Here is a 21,197-nt window from a genome sequence, read left to right on the forward strand (position 1 = left end):
AAATGAGTTCGGCTGGAAATGATTGGAACGGACAAGGAAGGCTCATAGATATATTCGAAAAGAAAAAAGTGGATAGATTGTCAAATAATACAGTTTTAGGAATTGATATTGGTTCAAGGCAATCAAAGGCCGCTTTGCTTCATGATAATCAGCTATATACTGCACTTGTACCTACAGGTTTTTTTATGCAGGAAACTGCTGATGAACTTATTCAAACATTAATAGAAAAAAGCGGGATAAGTAGATCTGATATTAAGTATATTGTCAGCACAGGATATGGAAGAATCGCTCTTAAATATAATGATATACCAAATCGTATAGTAACAGAAATCGCCTGCCATGGTATGGGAGCCTATTATTTAGGAAAAGATATAAAAACTGTAATTGATATAGGTGGACAGGATTCAAAAGCTATAAAGATAGATCCTAATACAGGAAAAGTATTGGATTTTGCAATGAATGACAAGTGTGCCGCTGGTACAGGACGTTTTCTTGAGAGAATTGCAAATGTACTAGGGCTTGATATTAATAATATTGGCCCTGAATCTTTAAAGTCAGATAATGCAATGGACGTCAGTGCACAGTGTATCGTATTTGCGGAATCTGAGGTGGTATCTGAGAGGGCAAAGGGAAGAGATGTTAGTGATATTGCTTATGGAATTCATAAGTCTGTAGCAAGACGAGTTCATTCTCTTCTAAGTAGAGTTGGTATAGAAAAGAATGTACTTTTTACCGGTGGTGTTTCAAAAAATGTGGGTATAAAAAGAGCATTTGAGGAACTGCTTGGATTTGAAATATCACAAAGTAGTATTGATACCGTATATGCAGGCGCAATAGGTGCAGTTGTATATGCTGATGAATATGCTAAAGAAAGTGTTTTTAGTAAAGGAGAAGAGGGTAATTCTTTTAAGTTAAATATTTCTTCGATAGAGAATGCAGTAGAGTATCAGAAGGAATTGATAGTAAAAAAAGGGACTGGAAAGAAAAAGACAGTAGCTTATACCTGTGCATACGTACCAATTGAAATTTTAGCGTCAGCTAATGTTGCACACTATAGAATTATGCATGCAGGCAATCAGGATGAGATTATGGCAGGTGAGTCTTTAACACAGAGTGTCTTTTGTGATTTAACAAAAAGTGTTTTGGGGAGCTTTATTACGGAAAAGCCAATTGCAGCTGTTCTTGACCACGTATATACGTTTTTTACCTGTGACTGTATGAGAAAAACTATTGAGGCGGTAAATAGTAATTATGTATCAGCTACAATTTACAATATGCCTCGTCTTTTAAAGGATGAAAGCCAGGAAGAATACTACATAACAGAGCTTGAGGCTTTTAAGCAGGACTTAGAGAAGCTTACAGGTGAGAAGATAGAGGATGCTACTATAAGCAAAAATATAGCTCTTTATAATGATGCCAGGAGACTACTTAGAGAAATCTCTGAGTACAGAATTAAAGGAACTCCTTTTTTGACAGGTAGCCAATTCCAAACTATCGCACATAGCTTTTTTTATTTGCCAGTAGATGTTTTGATAAATGAATTACAAAAGATTTTGGAACAGCTTAAAGATGTGGCTGATAAAGGAAAAAGTCATAAGCCACGTATTCTTTTGGCAGGAGGAATTCTTGCTGATGGTGATAACAAACTAACTTCTATCATAGAAAATCTAGGGGCTGATATTGTAGCAGAGGATAACTGCGCAGGTCTTAGACCATTTACCAGAGATATTCCAAATACAGGTGACTGGAAGCAGGATATTGCTAGAGGATATAGGGGACAGGCTCCATGTGCAAGAATGAAGCCACTTGATAATGTGATAGAAGCCTCTGTGGAACTGGCTAAAAAATATAAGGTTGATGGAGCAGTATTTTATTATCTTAAATTCTGCCCTACCTACAGCATGTTTATCAAAAAATATACAGAAGCCCTACAGGCAATTAATGTGCCTGTACTTGTTGTTACAAGTGATTATTCTAAGGGTGATGAGGGGCAGATAAAAATTAGAGCAGAGGCATTTTTAGAAATGTTAGGAGGTATAAGAGATGGCGGAACAAAGCAAATCCAGCACAGAGAACAAAACACAGCTTGATCATGTGATTTATTCTCGTGACGTAGTCCACAAGCATTCGAAGGCTACACAGAATATATTAAATCTTTGTATTGATTATATAGATTATTGTAAGAGAGCATTTCAGGAGGGCAAGGAAGTAATTTGGACTTCAGGAATGGGTACAGACAGTTCCTTATTCTATAGCCTAGGAATTATACCTGCTTCTTTTACAGAGATTGGTAGACTTTGTTCTGCAGATGCTGTTGTACTTGCAGAAGATTTTTTCCAGGTTCCAAATGAGACATGTGCTATGGTTAAGTCAGACTTAGGAGAATTCTACTTACAAAGAGGTACCATTGCCAATCGACTTTTTTATTCAAGTAAGGCGTGTGAGCCATACAATGTGGCATTTCAGCTCATAGAGGATTACGGATATGATGTCCATGTTATGGATGTGGGATTCGGTCCTAAAAAAGCAAGCCAAGAAAGAATCGATAATATTAAAAAGCACTATAGAGATGAATATATAAAGGCTATTGAATGGGCTGCACCAGGTAGATATGACCCTGAAAAGCTCCGCACAGAGCTTGTTTTTTATAATAAGATTCAGAGGAAAATAAGGACAATATTTAACCTAAGGGCTTATCATCCAACATATATAGGTTCACTTCCAATGATGCTTCTTTTGATGGGTAACGCTCATTATTTTGGAAAGCCACTTGAGTACGAGGCTACTCTAGATAGGCTTATTGAAGAGCTTAGTGACTTAAAGCCAGGAGAGTACCATGATGAAAAGGCAATTCTTTGCTGGTCAGGTGCAAGAGGTCAGGAGTTCAATATTTTTGAAGCCATAGATGAAGCCGGTGGAGCAGTACTTTCATGGAATATTCCAAATAATACAGTTCATGAGTTTAACACAGAAATTGATCCAATAGATGCCCTTGTGGAATTTGAGCTTGGTGACCTTATAAGCGGTACATCTGAAAATGCTAGCCGCTACATAATAAAGGATATGGAAAAATATAATGCTACAGGTGTAATTTTTTATGCTTATCTAGGTTGCTCGTTCGCCACAATAGATATTGAGCTTAAGAGAAAATATTTTAAAGAGCATAACATACCGGGTTTATCTTTAATTGGATCTTTTGATGTAGGTGCTGTCACAGGCCAGGTTACTACAAGAGTTAGAGCCTTTGTTGAGATGTTGGCAAAACAACATAAGGAGAGTAAAACCGCATGAAATATAAATTAACGGACATTATAGATGATGATTTTGCAGCAGAGTTATCTGTTGCCTCTGCCGCAGGTATAGATATTGGTTCTCGTGGTGCTAAGGGAGTACTGATTAATAATGGATATCTGTACACAGTCCTTACAGCTAGCGGAGTTTCAAGTGATGAAACTGCTCATGAATTGTTGGAAACGCTGGTTAATGAAGCTGGCATTTCTGTAAAGGAAGTGGATTTCATTGTTGGTACGGGTTATGGTAGAGTGGCTCTCAATTTTGGAACTATTCCCTTTAAAGGTGTCACAGAAATAACCTGTCATGCCCTTGGCGCACATTATATGAATAGGGGCACTAGAACAATTATTGATATTGGTGGTCAGGATTCAAAAGCTATTCAGGTGGATCCAGAAAATGGAAATGTGACAGAGTTTATTATGAATGACAAATGTGCGGCAGGCACAGGAAGATTTTTGGAAAAGGTGGCACAACTATTAAATCTTGATTTAGATGAGTTAGGCAAGTGTGCTCTACGTTCTGAAAATCCGGCAGAAATTAGTAGTCAGTGTGTAGTCTTTGCTGAATCAGAAGTCATATCCTTAAAAGCAAAAGGAGTATCGAAGGAGGATATTGCAGCAGGAATACATCTTGCTACTGCTAGAAGAGTGAAGGGACTTCTTCGCAGAGTCGGATTTGATAATGACATAGTCTTTACTGGTGGCGTTAGCCATAATCAAGGAATGGTAAAAGCACTTGAAACAGAAATCGGTAGTTCTATAACAAAGACTAAACTGGATTCTACATTCGCAGGGGCATTTGGGGCGGCAATATCTGCAGTTCATGAAAATAAAAACATACAGTATGTGATTTAATTGAGCAAATTAGTTTTATATCATGGCTCGGACAAGATAATAAGTTCCCCTAAGTTTGGGCTGGCTCTAATTTTTATAATAATCTATTGCGCACAATGGAATATTTTGGTATCATCCTATTTAACTACTAGGTCAGTGGCAGTAGGAGGATTAGGTTAGATGTCAATCAAAAGAGAAGTAATACCAGTAAAGGGGATGTTTTGTGTTAACTGCGAAAAGACTGTAAAAAACGCAGTTAAGGAGCTTAAGGGTGTAAAGAGCGTTTCGGCCAGCTACAAAAATGAGCAAGTTTGGGTTAATTATGATGACAGTAAGGTCGGCCTTAATGCAATCAAAGAAAAGATAATAGAAGCAGGTTATGAGCCAAAGGATGGTGCCAGCCGAAGCTTCACTATTGCAGCATTATTGATTATGGTTTTGGCTATATATGTTATAGCAAGGCATATGGGGCTTTTAGATGTATTCAACATTATTCCGAATATAGACGAGACAGTAAGTATGTCGATGCTATTTATGATTGGTGTTCTTACTTCGGTTCACTGTGTTGCCATGTGCGGAGGTATTAATCTGACACAGGGAACACTTGCAGCCAAGAGCGATGCTACAGTGTTAAAATCAAATATCTTATACAACATAGGCAGAGTAGTTTCGTATACGGTTATAGGAGCGCTTGCTGGAGCAGTAGGAAGTGTTCTATCATTTTCAGGGGCTCTAAGAGGAATAGTTGTTATTGTAGTAGGTATAGCCATGCTTGTTATGGCCTTTTCAATGCTTGGAATTTTCTCTCCTGTTAAAAGATTAGGTTTTCATTTTTCAGGTAAACTATATTCTGCAATTCTAAAGAGAGTAGATGGTAATTCATCTCTTGTTATAGGTCTTCTTAATGGTTTGATGCCATGTGGACCGCTTCAGTCCATGCAGCTTTATGCATTATCTACAGGAAGTGTATTTAAGGGAGCACTCTCAATGTTTCTATTTTCCCTTGGAACAGTCCCTTTGATGTTTGGTTTTGGACTTGTGGCATCAAAGCTTAATCAAAAATATAAAAAGGTTATGCTGACTGTATCTGCAGTTTTGATTTTTGTGATTGGTATAAACATGATTTCAAATGGGTTGTCACTCTCAGGAATAGCAGTTCCTCAGACTACTCAGGTCGCTGATAATAGCGAAGCTGCATCCGTGGAGAACACAGAGCAAGAGGAAGTAGTGTCTGAATCAAGTGAAGGTATCCAGAGAGTTCAGTCTCAGGTTGATTATTCTTATTATGAGCCAATCACAGTAAAGGCGGGGGTGCCAGTGGAATGGACAATTGTTGTTCCAGAAGGAAAGCTTACGGGCTGTAACAGCCAGATCATCGTTCCAGAATTTGGACTTCAGATTCCTTTGCAGGAAGGGGAAAATATTGTAGAATTCACACCAGCAGAGACAGGTACCATTCCTTTCACATGTTGGATGGGTATGATTAGAAGCCAGATAAATGTTGTTAGTTAATTACTTGATTACTTGTTTTCAAGCGAAAAAGTTAAAGAAAAGAGCTAGTTATAAATTCAATTTATAGCTAGCTCTAATTTTTTGTGCGAACTAGATATATTGAATAAGCATGAGTTATCTGCTAATATCCTATCAACCTACTAGATAAGTAGTTAATTAAAGAGTCAGGAGGATATGGTAATGGGTTATCCAACAATATTTGCAACAGGAACACTTAGGTATGATAACAAAAAAGCATGGAGCGGTTATACATTGTTTCCATCTGCAAGAGGCGCACTTCTAATAGATATGAATGGAAATGAGGTTCAAAGATGGGCCGGACTTGATGGCTTCCCAAACAAGCTATTGCCTGGAGGATATGTACTTGGTAATTCAGGTAGAAGAAAAAGCAAATATGCATATCAGGATCAGCTGGATTTAATTCAGGTTGATTGGGATGGAAATATCGTATGGAAATTCGACCATACAGAAGAGATTTGTGATGACGGAAGAACAAAGACATGGCAGGCAAGACAGCATCATGATTATCAGCGAGAAGGTTCTAGTGTTGGTTACTATGCACCCGGCGCTGAGCCAAAGGTAGAAAATGGAAATACCCTATTGCTTGTTCATGAAAATGTTAGAAATAGAGATATTACAGATAAGCTTTTAATTGATGACAAAATTATTGAAGTGGACTGGGAAGGAAATATTCTTTGGAGCTGGCGAGCATCTGACCACTTTGAAGAGCTTGGCTTTGATGAGACAGCAAAGAATGTTTTATATAGAAATCCTTCAGTACATGGCGAAGCAGGTGGCGACTGGATGCACATTAATAGCATGTCTACACTTGGTCCAAATCATTGGTACGATGAGGGAGATGAAAGATTCCACCCAGATAATATTATCTTCGATGCAAGAAACGCAAATATCCTTGGAATTATTGACAAAAAAACAGGAAATCTTGTTTGGAGATTAGGGCCTGATTTTAATGAGACAGAAGCAACAAGAAAGCTTGGATGGATTATTGGACAGCATCATCTTCATATGATTCCAAAAGGTCTTCCAGGAGAGGGGAACCTGTTGGTATTTGACAATGGTGGATATGGTGGATATGGTGCAGTAAATCCTGGTTCACCAACAGGAAATAACAATGCCTTAAGAGATTACAGCCGTGTTCTTGAGTTTAATCCTGTTACACTTGAGATTGTATGGCAATATACACCACTTGAAGCAGGCTTTTTATTATTTACAGATGCTTCCAAATTCTATAGCTCATATATCAGCTCAGCACAGCGTTTACCTAACGGAAATACGTTAATAACTGAAGGCTCGGATGGTCATTTGCTAGAGGTTACACCAGAGCATGAGATAGTGTGGGAATATATTAATCCATATTTCTCTAATGTAGCTGGAAATTTCTATAACAATATGATTTACAGAGCTTATAGAGTTCCTTATGAGTGGGTTCCTCAGCTTGAAATACCAAATGAAGAATCTATCGAACCAATAGATGTAGAAAGCTTTAGAGTGCCAGGCTCACCAATTGGAAAGGATAAGGGAAAGACAACTATTGTTGAGGGTATTGACCCTAATACTAATCCAAGAACTTTTGAGGCTAAGGATGATGAGGAGGAAGACATTAACTTCTGCGTAGCATCAGTAAAGAAAAGTGAATTAGAAAAGATAGATTAGGAGGATTTTGAATATGAGAAAAAGACTTTTAACATTATTAGTAAGTAGTGTAGTTGGATTATCACTTGTAGCATGTGGTGCATCTGGGGCAAATGCTGCATCACAGGTAGCTAAAGAAACTGCTACATCTTCTGAGGAACTTGATACTGTAAGGGTAGCAATTATGACTAATGGTGCTTCTCATTGGTATGCTGTTATAGGCGATAAAGAAGGTATTTTTGAGAAGCATGGCATAAAGGTAGAAATTTCAGAATTTGCAGCAGGTGTTAATACGGTGGATGCAGTTGTAACAGGTCAGGCTGATTTTGGTAATTTGGCAGATTACGCTGCTGTAAACAGAATTGGAAATACCAAGGAAAATACTAATCTTGTAATAGTTGATAGAATCAGTACATCTGAGGGCTCTGCTAATGGTGGACTATATGTAAGTGATGATATCAAGTCTGTAGAGGATTTAGCAGGTCAGCCTTTTGCAACACAACCTGGCACAGTTTGGGATTTTTGGGTTGCCAAGACATATGAATATGCAAATATATCTGAGAATGACCAAAAAATCGTTGAAGTTGATAGTGGTGCATCAGCGGTGGCACTTCAAACAACAGGTGATGTAAAGGCTCAGTGGGCATCAGGAACAAATGGAACAAAGCTTGAGGAAGCAGGCTTTAGCACCATTTTAACTTTAGATGACCTTGGCTTATATACTGATGCTTATTATGTATCAACATCTGATTATGTAAGTGCAAATCCAGAAGTTGTTAAAAGATGGATTGAGGCTCAGAAGGAAACAGCAGAATGGATAGAAAGCAACCCTGAAAAGGCAGCTGAGGATTTTGAAGCTGCTACAGGACAGACAAAGGAACAGTTTTTATCAGATTTAAAGTCAACAAAATTAGTTGCTGATTTTACAAAAGAAACCATAGAGCATTTGAATGGCATAAAAGATTGGGCAGTAGCTGGTGGAAGATTCGATGATTATAACTTCTTAGATTACACAGATTTAACTGCATTAAAAGAAGTATATCCAGAATCTGTTACCGTTGACTAGCTAAAAGGGTGAGGCTTATGTACATAAAACTTGAAAACATCAATAAAAACTTTGGTAATTTTAAAGCTTCTGACAATGTAAGCTTTGAAATTGAAAAAGGAAAACTAATTGCATTACTAGGGCCTAGTGGTAGTGGAAAAACAACAATATTAAGGATGATAGCAGGTCTTGAACATCAAGACGATGGTAATATTTATATTGATGGCAAGCTTGTAAATGATATATCTGTACAAGATAGAGGAATAGGATTTGTATTTCAAAGCTATGCTCTATTTCCTTATCTTACAGTATTTGACAATATTGCCTATGGTATGCGTGTTAGAAAGAAGAGTAAAGAAGAAATTGCCTCAAAGGTTGAGGAGCTTCTTGAACTGGTAGGCTTAGAGGGATTGAGCAAAAGATATCCAGATCAGCTTTCAGGAGGCCAGAGACAGCGTGTGGCATTTGCAAGGGCACTTGCCACAGAGCCCCAGGTACTTTTATTAGATGAGCCATTTGCAGCTATTGATGCTAAGGTTAGAAAAGAGCTAAGACGATGGCTTAAGGATATGATTGAAAAGCTGGGAATTACAAGTATATTTGTAACACATGATCAGGAGGAAGCAGTAGAGGTAGCGGATGAGCTGATCATTACAAATCAGGGTCGCGTAGAGCAGATGGGAACACCTGTTGATATTTACAGAAATCCTAAGACAGCATTTGTGGCTCAGTTTATAGGTGAATCTGTTATATTAGAAGATTATGAATATGAAAAAATCAAGGGCTTTTCAAAAAAGGAAAATACACCTAAGGCTGCAATAAGGCCAGAGTTTGTGCAGGTATTTCCAGCAGGCAATAGACAGGAAAAATCCAGTGCTGATATGAAAGGTAAAGTTATTCACACTGAATTCAGGGGAACCAGTGTTGAATTGACTATAGCTTATGAAAATCTGGAGATAAAAGCATCTCATCAGATTGAGGATTTTGCAGTTAAAAAAGGCGATGAGGTATATTTCAAGGTAACCAGATTATATGCCTTTGATGATAATAACGCTTATACGTTAATTAATGAAACCTTAAAAGATAATCCAGAGATGTATTACATTTAGGAGGCGGCCATGGAAAATCAAAATAGCATAATAACAAAAATATTAAAAAGTGGAGTGATTACATGGATTCTACTTCTATTAATTTGGAGCTTTGGAGCTTTGTTTTATACTCCTGATTTTTTGCCAAATCCAATTGTGACAATAGAGGGAGCTAAAGATTTGGTAACCAGTGGCACTCTTTTTGCTGATATTATAGTGAGTTTAGGAAGAGTTTTAAAGGGCTGGAGCCTGGGATTATTATTTGCCATTCCAGTGGGGTTATGTGTAGGAAATTTCAAAGTTATAAGCTACGTATTTGAACCATTTTTGAATTTCTTTAGATTCGTTCCAGCAATTGGTTTTATCACACTTTTCCTATTATGGTTTGGAGTAGGGGAAACATCAAAGGTTGCGCTAATTTTCTATGCTGTAATTTTCCCTGTTATGGTAAATACAATAGCGGGAGTCAGAAGCGTAGATTATTCATTGGTGGAAGCAGCAGAATCCATGGGCGCAAGCAAAAGAAGAACATTCTTTACAGTTATTGTTCCATCAGCTGTTCCAAATATTTTCACTGGAGCAAGATTAGGACTTAGCGGTGCAATCATCTGTATTGTAGCGGCAGAGATGTTGGCAGCCTCTGAGGGTTTAGGATATTTAATCTATACCTCAAGACTATACTACAGAACAGATTGGATTTTTGCAGGTATTTTTACACTTGGTTTGATTGGATTTCTTGCAGATAAATTGCTAAGATTTTTAGGCGCCAAGTTCCTATATAGATTTGGCGTCAGATAGAAATATTCACTTGCGGCTAGACTTCTACAGAGTTATAATAAAGCTATACTTCTACGGAAGTATAGCTTTATTTATTTTGAAAACAAGGTGATTAAATTGAGTAAAATAGTTTTATATCATGGTTCAGATAAAATAGTAAGCAAGCCTCAGTATGGGTATGGAAAGCCCTTCAATGATTATGGGCAGGGCTTTTATTGCACTAAGCATATAGACCTGGCCAAGGAATGGGCAGTAGAAGCTGAGAGAGACGGTTTTGTTAATGTATATGAAATAGATGATAAGGGGCTTAAGATTCTAAATCTTAATGATGAAAAGTATTCAATTTTGCATTGGATTACACTGCTGATTGAGCATAGAACCTTTAGTATCAACAGCCCACTGGCAAGGGATGGTATTGGGTTTTTGCAGCGAAACTATCATATAGATATAGATGAATATGATGCAATAATAGGTTATAGGGCAGATGATTCATATTTTTCATTTGCCCGAGCCTTTTTGGCAAATACTATTAGCATTGAACAGTTGGAAGAAGCTATGTACCTTGGTGAATTGGGACAACAGTTCTTTATAAAGAGTGAAAAGGCTTTTTCAAAGCTTAAGTTTATAGAGGCAAAACAAGTTGATTGTGCAGAGTATTATCCTAAGAAGTCTGCTAGGGACAGCAAAGCAAGGGAAAGTTATAATACTATTGCTGATGCAATGGATAAAAAAGGAACATATCTTATTGATCTTGTAAGAAAGGAGCAGTAGAATGGTTCATCCTTATAAAGAAATATATCTTAGTGATGCTATGGCAAATTTAGCAGAAGCATTTCAGACTGCAGCTCATGATTACAAGCTCAGTCTAGATTTTTTTATGAGTCTGTTCATAGTTTCAGGAATAGCAGCTCAGTTTGAAGTTGGAAATCCCAAATACATAGTTGGAAAATCCGGGGCGGAGCTTACTCAGGAGATAGTCCTTAGAACAAATGTTGCAGAACTAAGGCAGATTGATACATCCTTTAAAGCACCTAAAGAGGATTATTGGACAGGTTGGGTGTTAGCATATTATCAGTGGTACTCTGCCAAGAGCTTCAAGGAAATACAAAGCATTATTACTCCAGAGGAATTAATGGAGAAGTACAATCCATATCATGAAATGGATGAAATGCAGATAGTAGAATATATTAATTCCAAAGTCGACAAAGCAAGAGCGGTAAGCAGGCTTCAGATGTATCGTAAATACTTTGAAATGTCCCAAAGTGAGCTTGCCAAGGAGTCAGATGTTAATTTGCGCACATTGCAGCAGTATGAAATTGGGGCAAAGGATATCGGCAAAGCCTCGGTGGCTACACTTGAATCTTTATGTAAGGTCTTGAAATGTGACGTAAAGGATTTATTATAGTTAGTATGATAATTAACACAGGGCAACGCACAGACATACCGGCATTTTTTCCTGAGTGGTTAGCAAACAGATTCAAGGAAGGCTATGTCTGTGTAAGAAATCCATATAATCCTGTTCAGGTGAGCAGGTACAGATTAGACCCTAAGGTGGTGGATGCAATTGGTTTTTGCAGTAAGAATCCAGCACCTTTTTTTCCGTATATGGATTTAATAAAGGATTTTGGTCAATATTGGTACATCACTATTACTCCCTACGGTAAGGACATAGAGCCTGGTGTGCCTGATAAGGCTCAGGTTATGGAATCCTTTAAGCAGCTTTCTAAGATGGTTGGTGCAGATAGAATCGGTTGGCGATATGATCCCATTTTCATTGATGAAAAATATACTGTAGATTTTCACTTAGAGGCTTTCGCCAAAATGGCAGCAAACCTTAGGGGCTATACCAACCATGTGGTAATTAGCTTCATAGATATTTATGATAAGGTAAAGCGCAATTTCCCTGAGGCAGCGCCAGTATCTGCTGAAGATAAGGTAGCCCTGGGGCAGAAGATTATTGAAATAGCAAGGGCAAATGACATGGTGGTAAAGCCATGTGCAGAAGGTGATTTCTTAGCAAAGTATGGAGCTGATTGTAGTGGCTGCATGACAGTAGCCATGTACGAAAAGGCTATAGGCTCAAGGCTAAGAGCTCCTAAATCTAATGTTAAGCCAGCCAGGGCAGACTGCGCCTGTTACTTAGGGGCAGATATAGGAGCATACGACACCTGCAGACATTTTTGCAAATACTGTTATGCTAATAATGACCTTGAGCAGGTGGCGAAAAATAAAGAATTACATGATGTTAATTCACCATTTCTAATAGGCAATTATCGTAAAGACGATATTATTCATGATGTTAAGCAGACCTCATGGATTGATAATCAAATAAGTATATTTGATCTGATTTGAGGGTCGGTTATAGATTGAATCTATAACCGGCTCTCATTTTCTTTGGGAGCTAGATATCTTGTATTTACGGGTTTTGTGACATATAATCCTATCAACCTAGTAGATTAGTGGAATAAAAAGAAGGAGGAAGATGATATGAAAAAGAGATTATTATCATTGATACTAATTACAGCATTGGGAGCAGCTGTAATTGGATGTGGAAATAATGAAAATGTAGCAGCTGGTGATAATTCAGAGGTGCCAAAGAGTGCTGGAGAGAAGATAGAGCTTACAAACGTATCTTATGATCCAACAAGAGAATTATATGCAGCCTACAACGAATTATTTAAGGCACATTACGAGGAAGAATTTGGACAGACTGTAGAGGTTACTCAGTCTCACGGAGGATCTGGTAAGCAGGCTCTTGAAGTAGCAAACGGATTAGAGGCAGATGTGGTAACACTTGCTCTTGAAGGTGACGTACAGGTGGTTGCAGATGCAGGACTTATTGATGATGGATTTACATCAGAATTTGAGTTAGACAGCTCACCATATACATCGACAATCGTATTTTTAGTTCGTTCAGGTAATCCAAAGAAGATTTATGACTGGAATGATTTGATTAGAGAAGATGTAGGAGTAATTACACCTAACCCTAAGACATCTGGTGGTGCTATGTGGAACTATCTAGCTGCCTGGTATTATTTCGAACAGCAGGGACAAAGTGAAGCAGAAATCCTTGATTCAATCAAGCAGCTATATGCAAACGTAGTAGTTCTTGATTCTGGTGCCAGAGGTGCAACAACATCCTTTGTAGAAAATAAGCAGGGTGATGTGCTTATTGCCTGGGAGAATGAAGCGTTCCTTTCACTTGCTGAGTATCCAGGTGAGTACGAGATTGTAGTACCTTCTGTATCAATTCTCTGCCAGCCAACAGTTGCAGTAGTTGATGAGGTTGCAAAGAAGCATGGCACAGAGGATGTTGCAAAGGAATACTTAAGCTATCTATATTCTGATGAAGCGCAGCAGATTGAAGCTGAGAATTATTATCGTCCAAGCACAAAGGCTATTTATGATAAGTATGTATCTTCTAATGATTCAAACACAATCACAGAGGTACCTGCAGATGGCAAGTGGATTAATAACAACATCGCATTAACAGATATTAACCACTTCGGCGGTTGGGCAAAAGCAAGAGCAGACCATTTTGCAGATGGTGCTAATTTCGACAGCATTTATGAACAGTAAAAATCTTTTGGAATGGGGAAACCCATTCCGAAGTTTTGTAGAGAGGATTTGAAAGATGACTAGAAGAAAAAGTGTAATACCAGGGTTTGGTATATCAATGGGAATAACAATAACAATTTTGAGTATAGTAGTGCTGATTCCTCTGTGTTCATTAGTAGTCTTCTCTGCAAAGCTTAGTTTATCTGAATTTATTGATACAGTTACCAAGCCAAGAGTACTGGCTGGATATTATGTATCTATTTCTACAGCTTTTATAGCATCTTTAATAAATGTGTTGATGGGACTTATCCTTGCCTGGATATTGGTTAGATATGATTTCAAGGGGAAAAAATTTATTGACGGAATAATAGAATTACCATTTGCTCTGCCAACAGCTGTTGCTGGTATATCTTTAACTCATCTAACCACTACTAATGGTTGGGTAGGGCAGATATTCTATAACTTATTTGGAATTCAGATAGCTTATACCAGAGTAGGTATTACAGTTGCTCTGATATTTATAGGTATCCCTTTTGTTGTTAGGTCTGTTCAACCTGTCTTAGAAAAGATAGACAAACAGTACGAAGAGGCTGCCTTTATTTTAGGAGCAGATGCCAAGACCACATTTAAAAAAGTGATTTTTCCAGAGATTCTACCAGCTATCATATCAGGCTTTACCTTAGCCTTTGCCAGATGTATTGGAGAATATGGAAGTGTTGTATTTATTGCAGGAAACACCCCTTATGAAACAGAGATTGCACCACTTCTAATTATGTCTAAGTTGCAGGAATATGATTATTCGGCAGCTACATCTATAGCCCTGGTAATGCTTGGTATTTCCATGGTTATATTGTCGGTAAATGCTATTGTACAGGCTAATGTATCAAGAAGAGTAAACGGAAAAATATAGGAGAATGCTATGGAACTTAGAAAAGAAAATAAGGTACTGAAATATTTCTTAATAACGATTAGCTTTATATTCCTTGGCGTGTTTTTGATTTTGCCACTTGTATATATAGTGATTACAGCCCTTAGAGATGGCATATCAGGTTATATCAATGCAGTTTCAGATGAATATGCTATTAAGGCGGCACTACTTACCATACAGGCTACAGCCTGGGCTGTTATCGTAAATACGATATTTGGAATTGCAGCAGCATGGCTTATTACAAAGTACAGCTTTAAGGGTAAGAAGCTGCTATCCACATTCATAGATTTACCTGTAACTGTATCTCCAATTATTGCAGGTCTTATATATGTGCTTACTTTCGGAAGGCAAAGTGGCCTGTATCCTATATTGGATTCTTATGGAATTCAAATTATATTTGCGGTACCAGGTATAGTATTAGCCACTATCTTTGTGACCTTTCCTTTTATTTCCAGAGAATTAGTACCAGTACTTACAGCTCAGGGAACAGATGAGGAGGAAGCAGCGTCGCTTATGGGGGCAGGGACTTTCACTATCTTTAGAAAGGTAACATTTCCTCATATAAAGTGGGCGCTTTTATATGGAGTAGTTTTATGTACAGCCCGAGCTATGGGAGAGTTTGGTGCAGTATCTGTTCTATCGGGGCATCTAAGAGGCAAGACTAATACATTGCCACTGTACATAGAGCTTTTATATCAAGGCTATGATTTTACAGGAGCATTTGCAGCATCATCCATTCTGGTTGTACTTGCAGTTATTGTACTAATCCTTAGATTAGTGATTGAAAACAAAGGCAACAAGGAATTGGATTTGAACAAGTAGAAAGGGCATAAGTTATGGGATATGTTGAGCTAAAAAATATAAACAAGCATTTTAAAAATTTTCATGCATCAAAGGATATAAATATTTCTATTGAAAAGGGTAGGCTGGTTGCTCTTCTTGGTCCGTCGGGAAGTGGCAAGACCACCATTCTTAGAATGATTGCTGGTCTTGAAAATCCTGATTCAGGAGAAATCCTTATTGATGGCAAGGTGGTTAATAATGTGCCAGGCAGCGAAAGAGGAATTGGGTTTGTATTCCAGAATTATGCCTTGTTTAGATATATGAATGTATATGACAATATAGCATTTGGTCTTCGGGTTAAAAAGGTTCCGGAGGCTAAGATTAAGGAGCGTGTTACTGAGCTTATTTCTCTTATAGATTGCGAAGGTTTAGAAAAAAGATATCCAAGTCAGTTATCTGGTGGACAAAGACAGAGAGTGGCTTTTGCAAGAGCATTGGCACCTAACCCACAGATACTGCTGTTAGATGAGCCCTTTGCAGCAATCGATGCCAAGGTTAGGCTAGAACTTAGAACTTGGCTTAGAGAAATGATAACAAAGCTTGGTATAACCAGCATCTTTGTTACACACGACCAGGATGAGGCTATTGAAGTGGCTGATGAAATAATCGTTACCAACGAGGGTAGAGTGGAGCAGTCAGGAAATCCTCAGGAGCTTTATAAGAATCCTGCTACACCTTTCGTTGCAAGATTTATTGGAAACTCCGTGGAAGTAAAGAACTATGAGAAATTCAGATATTTCGAGAAGTGCTCAGGAGATTCCACTGCATATTTAAGACCGGAATTTGTAAGCATATTTAAAAAGGGCGAAAGTGTTCAGTTTGCAAATTCTGCAGAGGAAGCCGTGGTAGAAGACATTATTTTCAGGGGAAGCAATCTGGAAGTAAGGGTAAGGCTACATGGCAATCTGATATCTTCAATTAGAAGCATCAATGATTCGGAGATAAAAGTGGGTGAAACTGTGGATGTGTTCATATACAGATTGTACGTCGTAGCAGGTGATGAGGTAGTTCTTGCTACTAACACATCACTTCAGGATGAGGATATTGTTATTTAAGGAATATGGTATGTTGAAAAATCTATCAGTTGAACAATTAAAAACGGATGTTTTGATAATAGGTGGCGGCACTGCTGGATGCTATTGTGCATATACTTTAGGTTTAAGTGGAAGTCATAAGGTGCTCATTGCAGAAAAGGCAAATATAAAAAGAAGTGGGTGTCTTGCAGCAGGTGTAAACGCCATCAATGCATATATTACAGAAGGAAAGGTTCCTCAGGATTATGTTAACTATTGCAAAAAGGATGCAAAAGGAATTGTTAGAGAAGATTTGCTATTGTCAATCTCTGAGAATCTTAATGATGTGACCCACACATTGGAGAAAGAGGGACTGGTAATTCTAAAGGATGAAAATGGTAAATACGTTACAAGGGGAGATAGAAATATAAAGATAAACGGGGAAAACATCAAGCCAATTCTGGCTAAGATGGCAAGTGAAAGTGACAATGTTACTGTAATAAATCATGTAAATATCACTGACCTTCTAGTTGAAAAAAATCGTATATACGGAGCGGTTGGTTTTGATGTTAATGAGGCGAAGGCCTATGTTATTTTTGCAAAAGCTGTACTGATGGCAACAGGTGGGGCAGCAGGCTTATACAGACCTAACAATCCAGGTTTTTCAAGGCATAAGATGTGGTATCCACCTTTTAATACGGGCGCAGGTTATGCCATGGGAATCAATGCAGGGGCAGAGATGACCACATTTGAAATGAGGTTTATAGCACTTAGATGCAAGGATACAATTGCCCCAACAGGAACTATTGCCCAAGGTGTCAGAGCGAAACAGATGAATGGCCTTGGGGAAATATATGAGACCAAGTATGGAGTGGCAACCTGCGAAAGGGTATATGGTACAACCCTGGAGAATAAAGAGGGAAGAGGCCCTTGCTATCTAAAGACTGATGTCATATCAAAAGCCCAAGAAGAGGATTTGTACAAGGCCTATCTGAATATGGCTCCATCCCAGACCCTAAAATGGCTGGAGGGCGGCCAAGGCCCATCTGAGCAGAATGTAGAAATAGAAGGAACAGAGCCATACATTGTAGGCGGACATACAGCAAGTGGTTACTGGGTAGACAATAATCGCGCTACTACAGTTCGTGGGCTATATGCTGCTGGAGATGTGGCAGGTGGAGCCCCACAAAAGTATGTTACAGGTGCTTTGGCAGAAGGAAAGTTGGCAGCCGCTGGTATTGAAGAATATTTGAAGGAAGATTTTGAATTAGTATCTAGTAATGTCTGGGAGAAAATCTTAGCAAACTATGATGAATATTTAAACAATCCAATAGGTAATATCACCATATCCCAGGTAGAGGAAGCCATGCAAAAGGTGATGGATGAATATGCAGGTGGAATCACTAAGAGCTATCAATTCAACGAAACAGGATTAAAGCTGGCAAAGGAAAAGCTAGAAGGCCTTCAGCAGGTGCTAAATACATTAAAAGCAAATGATACAGATGAGCTTTTACAGATATACGAGATTAAAGAACGACTTACTGTTAGCCTTTCACTTATAGAACATCTTAAGGCAAGAAAAGAAACCAGATGGCATAGCTTCGGAGAAAATATGAGCTATCCAAATGTGGATGATAATTACAATGTATATATCAATTCAGTAAAGACAGGTGATGGTATCAAAATAATCAAAAGACCTCTGGTGGTGGATGATTATAAAAATATTATTTTCACCTTTAATGGTGACGGTAATATCCAGTATGCAGGAGGTGAGATAGATGAGCGTTAGAATCAACACAAATTCCTGCGTTGGATGCAAAAAATGCATAGAAGTGTGCCCGGGAAATCTGATTAAGTTAAAGGATGGCAAAGCTTTTATTAAGAGAGAAAAAGATTGCTGGGGCTGCACATCTTGCCTAAAAGAATGCCAGGCTGGGGCTATTGCCTTTTTCCTTGGAGCTGATATAGGAGGCAAGGGCTCGACCCTTTCTACTAGAGCACAGGGGGATTTGCGATACTGGATTGTGACTGACCCTAATGGGATTCAAAAGACAATCACTATTAATACAAAAGAATCTAATAAATATTAAAGCGAGGTAAGAAATGAGCAAGTTGACACATCTTGATGAGCTGGAAGCAGAAGCTATATATATTATCAGAGAGGTTGCAGCTGAGTGTGAAAAGCCTGTAATGCTGTATTCCATTGGAAAGGATAGCTCTGTAATGCTACATTTAGCCCTAAAGGCCTTCTACCCAGAAAAACCGCCTTTTCCTTTTTTACATGTTAACACTACCTGGAAATTCAAGGAAATGATTGAGTTTAGAGATCATGTGGCAGAAAAATACGGGTTAGAAATGCTTGAATATATAAATGAAGAAGGGGTAAAGCAGGGAATCAATCCATTTGACCATGGTAGCGCCTACACTGATATTATGAAAACTCAGGCATTAAAGCAGGCATTGGATAAATACGGTTTTACAGCAGCTTTCGGTGGTGGAAGACGAGATGAGGAAAAATCCAGAGCTAAGGAGCGAATATTCTCATTTAGAAATTCTGCCCATGCATGGGATCCAAAAAATCAGCGTCCTGAGATGTGGAAGCTATTTAATACCAAGCTATTCAAGGGGGAAGAGGTTAGAGTATTCCCACTTTCTAATTGGACTGAAAAGGATATATGGCAATATATCAAACGCGAAAACATAGAAATACCATCCTTGTATTTTGCCAAGGAGCGCCCTGTTATTTATCGTGATGGAAATATAATCATGGTAGATGATGACAGATTAAAAAACAGATTGCTTCCAGGAGAAGAGATTGTTAATAAGAAGGTGCGCTTTAGAACATTAGGCTGCTATCCGCTGACAGGTGGAGTTGAATCTGATGCAGACACCCTGGATGAGATAATAGATGAGACCTTAAGTGCGGTTTCTAGTGAACGTACTACTCGCGTTATTGATAACGAGGCTGCAGGTTCAATGGAAAGACGAAAGAGAGAGGGGTATTTCTAAAATGCAATTACTTAAGTTTATAACATGCGGAAGTGTAGACGACGGAAAGTCTACACTTATAGGGCATATATTATATGACGCGAAGCTTTTATATGCTGATCAAAAAAAGGCTTTAGAGCTGGATTCAAAGGTTGGAAGCAGAGGTGGAGCAATTGATTATTCTTTGTTGTTAGATGGTCTTATGGCAGAGCGAGAGCAGGGAATTACAATCGATGTAGCATATCGTTATTTCACAACTGATAACAGAAGCTTTATCGTGGCAGATACCCCTGGTCATGAGGAATATACAAGAAACATGGCTGTAGGAGCATCCTTTGCCGATCTGTCTGTAATACTTGTTGATGCTAAACAGGGCGTTTTGGTTCAGACTAAGCGTCATGCCAGAATCTGCTCATTAATGGGAATTCGTTACTTCGTATTTGCGGTAAATAAGATGGATTTGGTATCTTACAGCAAAGAACGATTTGAAGAAATTACTAAGCAGATTAATGAGCTTGCAGCAGAGCTTTCACTTGAGAGTGTTGTTATCATTCCAGTGTCTGCAACAGAGGGAGATAATGTAACTACCAGGTCTGAAAATATAGATTGGTATGATGGACCAGTTCTATTGAGTTACTTGGAAAATGTAGATATAAGTACTAACAATGAAGAGAGCGGATTTTACATGCCTGTGCAAAGAGTATGTAGACCAAATCATACTTTTAGAGGCTTCCAGGGACAGGTTGAGACAGGAAGCTTAACTGTTGGGGATGAAGTTGTCATTTTACCTAGCAAGGAAAAAGCACACGTGAAGAGCTTGCATGTGCTTGATAAGGAAGTGAAGGAGATAAGTACCGGTCAAGCTGTTACAGTGCAGCTTGATAGAGAGGTGGATGTTTCCAGGGGCTGCGTTCTTTCAAAGGACATAGAGCTTTCTACATCTTCATCACTTGAAGCTACATTACTTTGGATGGACGATGAGGAACTGTCTCAGGGCAAAAACTTCTTTGTGAAGCTTGGCACTAAGCTGATACCTGGTGTAGTAAAAAGTATTCGAAATACAATAGATGTAAATACAGGTGAGCGTCGTGAAGCTACTTCCTTAAAGAAAAATGAGATTGCTGTTTGTGAATTAAAGCTTGCAGATAGTATTGTTTTATCTACATTTGAAAAGCATAAAAATCTTGGTGAGCTTATTCTTATTGACAGAGTAACAAACATGACATCTGCATGTGGTATTGTTACCCAGGTGTACAAAGAGGATGGGCAGGAAGCTACCACTGAAATCGATAGAGAAGCCAGAAGTAATTGGAAGGGACAGCGTGCTATTACTGTAGAATTTCCTATTGGAAAAGCCGGCATCGATATTGATTTTGCAAAGAAGGTTGAACGTGAGCTTAGCAACAGAGGTCGCCATACATATCTGTTTGTTCCTGCTTCTAGCCATGGAACAAAGAGTATTGTTAAGCATCTAAATGATGCAGGAATTGTAGTATTGTTTGCAGCAGGAAGGGATATTGATACATCTGTATTCAATGAAACCAGAGGCTATTATAGTGATTGGATTGAGGGGGAATCCATTTCATTGTCAGAGGCAGTCGATTTTGTATATAAGGCCTCAGGAATACATTCTGCTGTAGCAACTGGTGGAGATTTCATATAATA

The 21,197-nt window shown here is 38.4% G+C and carries 19 protein-coding genes; all 19 read left to right on the plus strand.

What is annotated here, in order from left to right:
* The first annotated feature begins 2 nt into the window (after positions 1 to 2).
* The 19 genes from IJ535_RS10505 to IJ535_RS10595 all read left to right on the plus strand — a co-directional run bounded on the left by IJ535_RS10505 (position 3) and on the right by IJ535_RS10595 (position 21,195).
* Positions 3 to 2,090, plus strand: coding sequence for a 2-hydroxyacyl-CoA dehydratase (locus tag IJ535_RS10505; protein ID WP_294302363.1), 2,088 nt, complete (start codon positions 3 to 5; stop codon positions 2,088 to 2,090).
* Entirely contained in the window at positions 2,044 to 3,291 is a 1,248-nt protein-coding gene (locus tag IJ535_RS10510) for a 2-hydroxyacyl-CoA dehydratase family protein (protein ID WP_294302366.1), read from the plus strand. The genes IJ535_RS10505 and IJ535_RS10510 overlap by 47 nt, the downstream gene beginning before the upstream one ends.
* Positions 3,288 to 4,148, plus strand: a complete 861-nt coding sequence (locus tag IJ535_RS10515; protein WP_294302369.1) for an acyl-CoA dehydratase activase — start codon at positions 3,288 to 3,290, stop codon at positions 4,146 to 4,148. The genes IJ535_RS10510 and IJ535_RS10515 overlap by 4 nt, the downstream gene beginning before the upstream one ends.
* Before the next feature lie 159 nt (positions 4,149 to 4,307).
* Entirely contained in the window at positions 4,308 to 5,639 is a 1,332-nt protein-coding gene (locus tag IJ535_RS10520) for an urease accessory protein UreH domain-containing protein (RefSeq protein WP_294302372.1), read from the plus strand.
* Between the two features lie 180 nt (positions 5,640 to 5,819).
* Positions 5,820 to 7,313, plus strand: a complete 1,494-nt coding sequence (locus tag IJ535_RS10525; RefSeq protein ID WP_294302373.1) for an aryl-sulfate sulfotransferase — start codon at positions 5,820 to 5,822, stop codon at positions 7,311 to 7,313.
* A gap of 13 nt (positions 7,314 to 7,326) precedes the next feature.
* A complete protein-coding gene (locus IJ535_RS10530) occupies positions 7,327 to 8,358 on the plus strand; it encodes an ABC transporter substrate-binding protein (RefSeq protein WP_294302376.1) in 1,032 nt (343 codons plus the stop codon).
* Between the two features lie 17 nt (positions 8,359 to 8,375).
* Positions 8,376 to 9,446 (plus strand): sulfate/molybdate ABC transporter ATP-binding protein, encoded by a 1,071-nt coding sequence (locus IJ535_RS10535; protein WP_294302378.1) that lies wholly within the window; start codon positions 8,376 to 8,378, stop codon positions 9,444 to 9,446.
* Positions 9,447 to 9,455: 9 nt separating this feature from the next.
* Positions 9,456 to 10,223: an ABC transporter permease gene (locus IJ535_RS10540; RefSeq protein WP_294302380.1), complete on the plus strand. Its 768-nt coding sequence runs from the start codon at positions 9,456 to 9,458 to the stop codon at positions 10,221 to 10,223.
* Between the two features lie 96 nt (positions 10,224 to 10,319).
* Positions 10,320 to 10,973, plus strand: a complete 654-nt coding sequence (locus IJ535_RS10545; protein WP_330619594.1) for a DUF3990 domain-containing protein — start codon at positions 10,320 to 10,322, stop codon at positions 10,971 to 10,973.
* Position 10,974: 1 nt separating this feature from the next.
* A complete protein-coding gene (locus IJ535_RS10550) occupies positions 10,975 to 11,607 on the plus strand; it encodes a helix-turn-helix domain-containing protein (RefSeq protein WP_294302386.1) in 633 nt (210 codons plus the stop codon).
* 5 nt (positions 11,608 to 11,612) lie between these two features.
* Positions 11,613 to 12,554: a DUF1848 domain-containing protein gene (locus tag IJ535_RS10555; protein WP_294302389.1), complete on the plus strand. Its 942-nt coding sequence runs from the start codon at positions 11,613 to 11,615 to the stop codon at positions 12,552 to 12,554.
* 135 nt (positions 12,555 to 12,689) lie between these two features.
* Positions 12,690 to 13,781, plus strand: coding sequence for a sulfate ABC transporter substrate-binding protein (locus tag IJ535_RS10560; protein ID WP_294302391.1), 1,092 nt, complete (start codon positions 12,690 to 12,692; stop codon positions 13,779 to 13,781).
* Positions 13,782 to 13,836: 55 nt separating this feature from the next.
* Positions 13,837 to 14,670 carry a sulfate ABC transporter permease subunit CysT gene (cysT, locus tag IJ535_RS10565; RefSeq protein WP_294302394.1) on the plus strand — a complete coding sequence of 278 codons (834 nt, stop codon included), beginning with the start codon at positions 13,837 to 13,839 and terminating at the stop codon, positions 14,668 to 14,670.
* Between the two features lie 9 nt (positions 14,671 to 14,679).
* Positions 14,680 to 15,510 carry a sulfate ABC transporter permease subunit CysW gene (cysW, locus tag IJ535_RS10570; protein WP_294302397.1) on the plus strand — a complete coding sequence of 277 codons (831 nt, stop codon included), beginning with the start codon at positions 14,680 to 14,682 and terminating at the stop codon, positions 15,508 to 15,510.
* Between the two features lie 14 nt (positions 15,511 to 15,524).
* The gene (locus IJ535_RS10575; RefSeq protein ID WP_294302401.1) at positions 15,525 to 16,586 is read left to right on the plus strand and encodes a sulfate/molybdate ABC transporter ATP-binding protein; all 1,062 of its coding nucleotides are present in this window, start codon (positions 15,525 to 15,527) and stop codon (positions 16,584 to 16,586) included.
* A 10-nt stretch (positions 16,587 to 16,596) separates the two neighbouring features.
* Positions 16,597 to 18,333, plus strand: a complete 1,737-nt coding sequence (locus IJ535_RS10580) for an adenylyl-sulfate reductase subunit alpha (RefSeq protein WP_294302453.1) — start codon at positions 16,597 to 16,599, stop codon at positions 18,331 to 18,333.
* Positions 18,323 to 18,634 (plus strand): 4Fe-4S dicluster domain-containing protein, encoded by a 312-nt coding sequence (locus IJ535_RS10585; protein WP_294302407.1) that lies wholly within the window; start codon positions 18,323 to 18,325, stop codon positions 18,632 to 18,634. The genes IJ535_RS10580 and IJ535_RS10585 overlap by 11 nt, the downstream gene beginning before the upstream one ends.
* 13 nt (positions 18,635 to 18,647) lie before the next feature.
* Positions 18,648 to 19,553 (plus strand): sulfate adenylyltransferase subunit CysD, encoded by a 906-nt coding sequence (gene cysD, locus IJ535_RS10590; protein WP_294302411.1) that lies wholly within the window; start codon positions 18,648 to 18,650, stop codon positions 19,551 to 19,553.
* A gap of 1 nt (position 19,554) precedes the next feature.
* Entirely contained in the window at positions 19,555 to 21,195 is a 1,641-nt protein-coding gene (locus IJ535_RS10595) for a sulfate adenylyltransferase subunit 1 (RefSeq protein ID WP_294302414.1), read from the plus strand.
* Positions 21,196 to 21,197: the final 2 nt, after the last annotated feature.

The sequence above is a fragment of the Pseudobutyrivibrio sp. genome, assembly GCF_017471675.1.
GTDB lineage: Bacteria > Bacillota > Clostridia > Lachnospirales > Lachnospiraceae > Pseudobutyrivibrio.

What these genes read in the sequence shown, in the direction of transcription:
- IJ535_RS10505 (WP_294302363.1), top strand. Translation starts at nt 3, where the DNA reads ATGAGTTCGGCTGGAAATGATTGGAACGGACAAGGAAGGCTCATAGAT.
- IJ535_RS10510 (WP_294302366.1), top strand. Translation starts at nt 2,044, where the DNA reads ATGGCGGAACAAAGCAAATCCAGCACAGAGAACAAAACACAGCTTGAT.
- IJ535_RS10515 (WP_294302369.1), top strand. Translation starts at nt 3,288, where the DNA reads ATGAAATATAAATTAACGGACATTATAGATGATGATTTTGCAGCAGAG.
- IJ535_RS10520 (WP_294302372.1), top strand. Translation starts at nt 4,308, where the DNA reads ATGTCAATCAAAAGAGAAGTAATACCAGTAAAGGGGATGTTTTGTGTT.
- IJ535_RS10525 (WP_294302373.1), top strand. Translation starts at nt 5,820, where the DNA reads ATGGGTTATCCAACAATATTTGCAACAGGAACACTTAGGTATGATAAC.
- IJ535_RS10530 (WP_294302376.1), top strand. Translation starts at nt 7,327, where the DNA reads ATGAGAAAAAGACTTTTAACATTATTAGTAAGTAGTGTAGTTGGATTA.
- IJ535_RS10535 (WP_294302378.1), top strand. Translation starts at nt 8,376, where the DNA reads ATGTACATAAAACTTGAAAACATCAATAAAAACTTTGGTAATTTTAAA.
- IJ535_RS10540 (WP_294302380.1), top strand. Translation starts at nt 9,456, where the DNA reads ATGGAAAATCAAAATAGCATAATAACAAAAATATTAAAAAGTGGAGTG.
- IJ535_RS10550 (WP_294302386.1), top strand. Translation starts at nt 10,975, where the DNA reads ATGGTTCATCCTTATAAAGAAATATATCTTAGTGATGCTATGGCAAAT.
- IJ535_RS10555 (WP_294302389.1), top strand. Translation starts at nt 11,613, where the DNA reads ATGATAATTAACACAGGGCAACGCACAGACATACCGGCATTTTTTCCT.
- IJ535_RS10560 (WP_294302391.1), top strand. Translation starts at nt 12,690, where the DNA reads ATGAAAAAGAGATTATTATCATTGATACTAATTACAGCATTGGGAGCA.
- cysT (WP_294302394.1), top strand. Translation starts at nt 13,837, where the DNA reads ATGACTAGAAGAAAAAGTGTAATACCAGGGTTTGGTATATCAATGGGA.
- cysW (WP_294302397.1), top strand. Translation starts at nt 14,680, where the DNA reads ATGGAACTTAGAAAAGAAAATAAGGTACTGAAATATTTCTTAATAACG.
- IJ535_RS10575 (WP_294302401.1), top strand. Translation starts at nt 15,525, where the DNA reads ATGGGATATGTTGAGCTAAAAAATATAAACAAGCATTTTAAAAATTTT.
- IJ535_RS10580 (WP_294302453.1), top strand. Translation starts at nt 16,597, where the DNA reads ATGTTGAAAAATCTATCAGTTGAACAATTAAAAACGGATGTTTTGATA.
- IJ535_RS10585 (WP_294302407.1), top strand. Translation starts at nt 18,323, where the DNA reads ATGAGCGTTAGAATCAACACAAATTCCTGCGTTGGATGCAAAAAATGC.
- cysD (WP_294302411.1), top strand. Translation starts at nt 18,648, where the DNA reads ATGAGCAAGTTGACACATCTTGATGAGCTGGAAGCAGAAGCTATATAT.
- IJ535_RS10595 (WP_294302414.1), top strand. Translation starts at nt 19,555, where the DNA reads ATGCAATTACTTAAGTTTATAACATGCGGAAGTGTAGACGACGGAAAG.